Annotated in this window: 3 protein-coding genes; all 3 read left to right on the top strand. The window is 36.5% G+C overall.

The window, feature by feature from the left end; all coding sequences use genetic code 11:
* A partial coding sequence (locus tag ACFQ39_RS01875) for a T9SS type B sorting domain-containing protein (protein ID WP_377175859.1) occupies nt 1–4143 on the top strand: 4143 nt, incomplete at its 5' end.
* Nucleotides 4144–4201: 58 nt separating this feature from the next.
* Entirely contained in the window at nt 4202–5128 is a 927-nt protein-coding gene (locus tag ACFQ39_RS01870; RefSeq protein ID WP_377175857.1) for a PorP/SprF family type IX secretion system membrane protein, read from the top strand.
* A gap of 40 nt (nt 5129–5168) precedes the next feature.
* Nucleotides 5169–6770, top strand: coding sequence for an OmpA family protein (locus ACFQ39_RS01865; RefSeq protein ID WP_377175855.1), 1602 nt, complete (start codon nt 5169–5171; stop codon nt 6768–6770).
* Nucleotides 6771–6836: the final 66 nt, after the last annotated feature.

Genomic DNA, 6836 nt, shown 5'->3' with positions numbered 1-6836 from the left:
GCAGGGACCTATAGTGTAACGGTAACGGATGCGAATGGCGCAACTTCAACACAGAGTTATACAGTTGGCGAGCCTGCATCATTATTGATTACAAATATTATATTTAATGATCCAACAGTCGTATCATGCCCAATTTTAAATAATGGAAGTATCATAATTGAAGCGACCGGTTCTGATTTAGAGTACAGTATCGATAATGGAGTAACATTCCAGCCATCAAATACATTTAATGGTTTAGTAGCAGGTAATTATGATGTTGTAATTAGAAATTCAGTTACTTCTTGTGTGTCCACAAATAATGCAACGATTATTCTGACAGCACCAAATTGTATTGCAGAACTTTCAGTGACTAAGGAACAGACAGGTGGGCCAACAAATGTAACAGCTGTTGGAGAAGTGCTTGATTATACTATTACTTTAACAAATAACGGCACAATTAATTTGACAAATATTTCAATACAAGATTTATTGCCAAGTGGTAATAATGGAGTATTGGTAGGGCCTTCTGGTGATAATGGCATAGCTAATGTTATGGAAGCAGGAGAAACTTGGATATATACTTTAAGTTATACAGTTGAGTTGAATGATTTTATTAAAGGAACCGATATTATTAATACTGTTACAGTAGATGCAGATGAATTGTCAGATCCTGTTACGGATAATGCAATCACATCATTATCAAGTGCGGACATTGAAATATCGATGTCAGTTGACAATTCGATTCCTCAGGTTGGTGCATCAGTAGTATTTAGTCTTGAGTTATCTAACAACGGCCCAAGTGATGCTAGTGGAGTAGTGGTAACAGACTTTTTACCAAATGGATACACCTATATAAGTGATAATTCAGGAGGTAATTATAATTCAACTACCGGATTATGGAATATTGGAAATGTTTCTTCAGGAAGTAATTTAACAATTCAAATTACCGCAACGGTTAATCCGACTGGTAATTATGAAAATATTGCTGAAGTAGTTGCATCTGATCTTGTAGATCCAGATTCTACTCCGGCAAATAACGATCCAACTGAAGATGACTGGGCTAGTGTTACAACAACACCAACAGCGGCATCAGATATAGAATTAACAATGGTGGTAGATAATAATACACCAAATGTTGGATCAAATGTTGTATATACGATTACTGTTCAAAATAACGGATTGAGCGAATCAACTGGAGTTACAGTTCAAGATCTTTTACCTGACGGATTGACTTTTGTTAGTGATGATAGTTCTGGAAGCTACAATGAGAATACTGGTGTGTGGATATTGTCGAATATTCCGGCAGGTTCTTCAGCAACTATAAACATTACTGCAAATGTAAATGTAACAGGAAACTATACAAATATTGCAGAAGTAGCAACAGCAGACCAGTTAGATCCAGACTCAACACCCGGTAATGGAGATTCTTCAGAAGATGACTATGCTGAGATTACACTGGATGCACAGGCTGTTTCAGATCTAGAATTGACAATGAACGTTGACAATAGTGATCCTTTTGTTGGAGAAAATGTAGTCTTTACATTAAATGTTGTCAATAATGGACCCAGCAACGCTACAGGTGTCGCAGTGCAGAATCTATTACCGAATGGATTCACTTTTGTTGCTGATTCTGGTTTAGGAAGCTACAATGCCGCAACTGGAGACTGGAATATTGGAAATCTTGGCGCTGGTTCAACTTCCGAAATTCAGATTACTGTTTCTGTGAATACAACAGGTAATTATGAAAATATTGCCGAAATAAGTGCTGCAGATAATTTTGATCCTGACTCTACACCTGGAAACAGTGTAGTTACAGAAGATGATTATGCAACGATCACGATAGTACCAACGCCGGTTTCAGACTTAAGTTTGACTCAGAATGTAAGTGACGCGAATCCAACAACGGGGGATGTGATTACATTTACAATCAAAGTTCAAAATGACGGTCCAAGTGACGCGACGGGTGTGTCAATCGTTAACAGAATTCCAAGTGGTTTTGGTAACATTAGGGCAATAAGCAACGGTGGAAATCTAAACGGAACTGATCTTTCTTGGAATGGAATCACAATTCCGGCAGGTTCATCGATAACATTAGAATTTAGTGCAGATGTTTTAATAACAGGAACTTATATAAACGAGGCTGAAATTACAGCCAGTGACATATTAGATCCAGATAGCGATCCAAATATGAGTTTTGATGTTGATGATCTGAATGATGGTTTGGCCGATGATGATGAATCAAGATTTGAAGAAATCATAATTAATTACCTGCCAATAGCAGTAAATGACGACGTGATTATAGTTGAGAATTCAAAAGATCATAGAATTGATGTATTGCTTGATAATGGATATGGAGCGGATGATTTTGGTGGAGACGGACCAGGTTCAAATGCGATTGTGTTAAATGCGCTGCCAATGAACGGTACGGCCACAATTCAAGACAATGGTACCCCAACAGATCCAACAGATGATTATGTACTATATACACCAAATATTGATTTTGTAGGGATTGATTCATTCACCTACACAATTGAGGATGGTCAAGGATTGATTGGATCTTCTGAAGGAGATAAATCTACGGCAACAGTGAGTATTGAAGTGATCGTAGATACAGATGGAGATTTAGTTGGAGACATTTATGATATAGATGATGATAATGACGGTATTTTGGATACTGTTGAAGGTTTATCTGACTTTGATTCGGATTCATATCCAAATAGTCTAGACATAGATACTGACAATGATGGAATCCCAGATAATATCGAAGCACAAACTACTGCTGGTTATATCAAACCATCAGGTAACGATACAGATCGCAATGGTTTGGATGATGCTTACGAATCTACACCAGGAGCTGGAGAAGGAATTTCGGTTGTGAATTCTGATAATGACATCGATCCTGATTACGTAGATCAAGATTCTGATAATGACAGAGTGCCGGATAGTTTGGAAGGTCATGATTTTAACCATGATAGTATGGCAGATGTATTGCCAACAGGAACTGATTCTGATCAAGATGGACTTGATGATGGCTATGAAGGAGCTGATATGAATGATGGGTTTGTTGTGAACGGAATTATCAATAATCCTTTAACCGATCTGCCAAATACCGATAAGGATAATGAAGTGGATTACCGTGATATTGATGACGATAATGACGGAATTGCCACAATCGATGAAGATTTAGACGGAAATGGTAATCCTACAGATGATGATACCGATGGAGATTTGGTTGCGAATTATCTAGATATTGATGATGACAATGATGGAATCTTAACAATAGTTGAAGGAACAGCAGATGTGGATAATGATTCGAGACCAAATTATTTGGATATTGATGCTGACGGAGATGGTATTCCGGATAATATTGAGGCACAAAATACGTTAGAGTATATTTTACCGTCGTTCATTGATAGTGATAATAACGGTTTGGATGATGCTTATGAGAGCAGTCCTGGAGCTGGAACAGGTATTCAAGTTGTTGATACCGATAAAGATGGTGATATCGATATGCTAGATTCAGACAGCGACAATGATAATGTACCAGATGCTACAGAAGGTCATGATTATGATCATAACGGACTTGCAGATACATCTCCAAGCAATAGTGATCAGGATAATGATGGACTGGATGACGGTTATGAAGGATCGGATAGAAATGATGGATTTATTCCAAATGACGAGATCTTTAATCCATATACTGACCTTCCAAACAGAGATGATGCAGATGATGTTGATTACAGAGATATTGATGATGATAATGACGGTATAAATACGGTTGAAGAGGATAGTAATGAAGATGGTGATCCAACCAACGACAATTGTGATGAAGACTATTGGCCAAATTATTTAGATGAAACACCATGTAACATCGTGCCAAACGGATTCTCGCCAAACGGGGATGGAGTAAATGACACGCTTGTTGTTCCTGCACTTTCTGAATATCCGGACTTTAAAATGGAGATTTATGACAGGTGGGGCGGTAAAGTATGGGAGTATCAACGTAAAGGTCAGGCATCTCCAACGTGGTGGGATGGATATAGCCAAAACAGTTTAACCTTAAATAAAGGTGAGCTAATGCCAGCAGGAACTTATTTTTATGTAATTGAGTTCAATAAAAATAATAGGAAGAGAGAAACCGGCTGGGTTTATTTAAACAAATAATAACAATAATAATGATGGAAGAGGGTGAAAGATCCCTCTTCCAAAAATAATTCCCCTTATGAAAAGAAAAAATATAATTTTCGTATTCGTTTTATTCTTAGCATTGACTTCTGTTTTTGGTCAACAAGACCCACAGTATACCCAATATATGTATAATATGAACGTTTTAAACCCTGCATATGCCGGATCTCGTGGGACACTGAGCTTAGGTATGTTGGGGAGAAAACAATGGACAGATATAGATGGTGCTCCTAAAACGGCTACTTTTTCTGCACATGCTCCAGTTGCAAGGAATGTTGGTGCAGGTATTTCTGTTATTGCTGATGAAATAGGACCAGTTAAAGAACAAAATCTGTATGCCGATGTATCCTATACGATTAGTACCTCCGAGGAGGGAAGATTAGCGTTTGGTTTAAAAGGAGGTGTTACCTTCCAAAATATAGATCTTTTATCAATTATTTTGCCTCAAGACCCCAATGATCCATTATTTCAAGATAATATGAGTAATACTTATCCAAATTTTGGGGCAGGGGTGTATTATTATAATGATAAATTTTATGTAGGTTTTTCTGTACCTAACATACTCAAATCTACTCATTTTGAAAAATCAAATGGGGTCATTACCAAGGCTTCAGAAGAAATGCATTATTTCCTAACAAGTGGGTATGTTTTTCAATTATCTGAATCTTTAAAATTGAAACCTTCGGTAATGTTTAAGGGAGTAACAGGAGCACCTGTCTCTATTGATATGAATGCTAATGTACTTATTTATGACAGGTTAGAATTAGGCGCGAGCTACCGATGGGATGACTCTGTCAGTGCTTTGATCAATTTCTATATAACCAGAAATTTTCAAATGGGTTATGCGTATGATTATAATGTGTCTGATTTTAACTATGCCAATACAGGAGGTTCGCACGAATTATTTCTTCTATATGATATAGACTTTAACAAAAAGAAACTAAAATCACCGAGATTTTTCTAAATATTTAAAATTTAACTACTTTTGTTTAAAATTCCCCGATATGAAAAGAAACATTACTTTAATTTTTTTATTGTTATCTTATTTGTTTGTCTCATCACAGACAACACCAGGTGTTTATACCATAAAGAACCTGGACATCAATACAAAGTACTCTGATTTTGGAGCGGCCTTCTATGGAAATGACCGCGTAGTATTTGCTTCACCTACTGATGAAGTTAAGGTTGTTAGAAAGCTTTGGAAAGAAAATGGACAACCTTTTTTAGACCTATATACGGGTCTCATAACAGATGATCGACAAGTAATTGATAAAAAACAATTGCCTGGAGAAGTGAATACGAAATTCCATGAAGGTGGAGTTGTTTTCTCCAAGAACTTGAATAAAGTTTATTTTACAGCTAATAATTATTTTGAAAAAGAATTTTTAACTGATTCTGCGGGAATTAACACGCTTCAAATCTTTATGGCATATAAAGATGTAAATGGAAAATGGATGGAGAAAGTAAAACTTCCATTCAATAATCAGCAATATTCTTACGGCCATCCGGCCTTAAATTATGATGAAACAAAGCTGTACTTTGTTTCTGATATGCCAGGAGGTTATGGTGAGACCGACATCTATTATGTAGATATTCGCAACGACGGATCTTTTGGAGACCCTATTAATATGGGGCCAAAGGTAAATTCGCAAGGTAAAGAAATGTTCCCTTTCGTAGGGAAGGATAATGTACTTTATTTTACATCTAATGGGCACCCTGGGTATGGGCAGTTGGATGTTTTTGCCAGTAAGATTTATGACAATTCGGTATCTGAACCTTTAAATTTAGGTCAGCCAGTAAATAGTGAAAAAGACGATTTCTCCTTTATTATCGATGATGTAAAGGATAGAGGGTTTTTTAGTTCAAACAGAGACGAAGGGAAGGGAGATGATGATATTTATTCATTCCTAGCCAAACCTGGAATATACATTCATTGTACACAGCAAATTACTGGTGTCGTTAGGTCGGAATCTACAGGTGAATTATTACCTGGTGCTCTTGTTGAATTGAGAAATGCTGCAGGCGAGGTAATCGAATCGACTACGGCAAGTGCCGCTGATGCAAGATACTTCTTAAATTCTGCTGTTTGTGATTCATCTTTCGTGGTTGTAGGATCAAATAAAGGATATTTAAATGATGAAACACCTATTGTGACTGTCAATGATATTGATAATGAAGCCATAGTTGCAGATTTAAATTTGCCTGATCAGTTTGTTTCAAACAAAGTAAATATCAAAACAATCTACTTTGATTTTGACAAATTTAACATCCGTCCGGATGCAGCAAAAGAATTGGATAAAGTGGTTCAGGTGATGAACGAATATCCTGAATTACTGATTGAAGCTGGATCTCATACCGATTCTAGAGGTAAAGATAAGTACAACCAAAAATTATCAGAAAAACGAGCGAAATCAACGGTTGATTATATTGTTTCAAAAGGAATTGATGCAGGCCGCATAACTTATAAGGGATATGGCGAGACCGAATTAGTCAATGACTGTGGAAATAACGCGAACTGTACTGAAGAACAACATCAGTTAAACAGACGTACAGAATTTAAAATTGCTAATGAAACTGGTTTTGAACTAGTGCCCCTTAATGAGTAAATGATTGTTAAAATTGTTAACATATTATAATTAAATAATATAAGGGCAAAAGACATTTGTAATAAA

The sequence above is a fragment of the Namhaeicola litoreus genome (genome assembly GCF_042679565.1).
Lineage (GTDB): Bacteria > Bacteroidota > Bacteroidia > Flavobacteriales > Flavobacteriaceae > Namhaeicola > Namhaeicola litoreus.
Note: the sequence above shows the minus strand (reverse complement) of the source record. Positions and strands in the feature narration are given on the sequence as shown.